The organism is Streptomyces omiyaensis, from assembly GCF_014650895.1.
Taxonomy (GTDB): Bacteria; Actinomycetota; Actinomycetes; order Streptomycetales; family Streptomycetaceae; genus Streptomyces; species Streptomyces omiyaensis.
The window spans coordinates 1-801 of the sequence record NZ_BMVV01000088.1; the positions used below are offsets into that span (position 1 = coordinate 1).

1 protein-coding gene is annotated in these 801 nt (G+C 75.9%); it reads left to right on the forward strand.

The genetic code is table 11. The features are described 5' to 3' along the window. The coding region (locus IE287_RS38120) for a ketoacyl-synthetase C-terminal extension domain-containing protein (RefSeq protein WP_229884020.1) at positions 1 to 801 on the forward strand (801 nt) is incomplete at both ends.

An 801-nucleotide genomic window follows, 5' to 3' on the forward strand; every position in this document is an offset into this window, starting at 1 on the left:
GTCCTCGCCGTCCTGCGCGGCTCGGCCGTCAACCAGGACGGCGCCTCCAACGGCCTGACCGCCCCCAACGGCCCCGCCCAGGAACGCGTCATCCGCCAGGCCCTGGCGAGCGCGGGCCTGACCCCGGCCGACGTGGACGCCGTCGAGGCCCACGGCACCGGCACCCGCCTGGGCGACCCCATCGAGGCCCAGGCCCTGCTCGCCACCTACGGCCAGGACCGCCCCGAGGACCGCCCCCTCTACCTCGGCTCCCTCAAGTCGAACATCGCCCACGCCCAGGCCGCGGCAGGAGTCGGCGGCATCATCAAGATGATCCAGGCCATGGAGCACGGCATGCTGCCTCGTACCCTGCACGCCGCACCACCGACCACGCACGTCGACTGGGACACCGGCGCGATCTCCCTCCTCCACGAGGCCAGGCCCTGGCCGCAGACCGGCGCCCCGCGCCGCGCGGCCGTCTCCTCCTTCGGCTTCGGCGGCACCAACGCCCACGTCATCATCGAGCAGCACCCCACCGACACCGACACCGCCACCGGCACCGGCACGGACGCCGAGGCGGGCGCCGCGGCGGACACCGCCACGACCACCCCGGCGGCGGCGCTGCCCGTCGTCCCCTGGACCGTCTCCGGCAAGACCGCCGACGCCCTGCGCGACCAGGCCCGCCGCCTGTACGCCCGCCTGACGGCGGACCTCTCCGTCTCCCCGCTCGACATCGGCTTCTCGCTGGCGACGGGCCGCGCGTCGCTGGACCACCGCGCGGTGGTGACGGGCCGCGACCGCGCCGAACTCCTCGCCGGCGTC